Annotated in this window: 1 protein-coding gene and 1 pseudogene; one reads left to right on the top strand and one right to left on the bottom strand. The window is 60.4% G+C overall.

Features of this window, described 5'->3' with window-relative positions; genetic code table 11:
- Positions 1–127: pseudogene (locus tag AWU74_RS10800) on the top strand (IS5/IS1182 family transposase); the annotation flags it as partial.
- An 81-nt stretch (positions 128–208) separates the two neighbouring features.
- Here AWU74_RS10800 and AWU74_RS07325 read toward each other — a convergent pair.
- On the bottom strand, positions 209–629 hold a 421-nt coding region (locus AWU74_RS07325), incomplete at its 5' end, for an HRDC domain-containing protein (RefSeq protein WP_187150931.1).

The following is a 629-nucleotide window of genomic DNA, read 5'->3' on the forward strand; positions in this document are numbered from 1 at the left end:
AAACGTCTTCCGTGCCCTCAAGCGCTGGCGGGGAATTGCTACGCGCTATGCAAAGCTCACCGCTTCCTTCATCGCCGCCATTCATGTCAGGTGTTTGTTCCTCTACCTTCCAGTCCACACTACCTAGCCGGTATGCTGGCGTATGCAGACGACATATATGTTTGCCGCCTGTCATGTTTTTTTCTTCGCCGGCACCCCCTGCCGCTTCCTAATGTGCGCCGCTCTCCAGAAAATCCCTGATTTCCGCCGTGAACCGGTCGCCGTACTGCTCCATTTTGACCTTGCCGACTCCCGGCACTTCGAGGAATCGCGCCTTCGTCTGCGGCAGCTTGCGGCACATATCCTTGAGAGTCGCGTCGGCAAACACGATATAGGCGGGGACGTTCGCGTCCCCGGCAACGCGCTTCCGCAGCTTCTTGAGCCGCGACAGCAGTTCCGCGTCGATTTCGCCGCCCGCCTCCGCATGGAATGTCTCTCGTGCGCCCTGAATCGCCTCCTCGCGCGGAAGCATCATCTCAAGCCGCAACGGACGCTCCCTGTCGAGGATTTCGCGGGTCTTTGCGCTCCACTTCAGCACGGGGTATTCGGCGCCGTCTAGCAGCAGGTACCCGCGCTCGACCAGCCGGTCT

The sequence above is a fragment of the Treponema endosymbiont of Eucomonympha sp. genome (genome assembly GCF_001028545.1).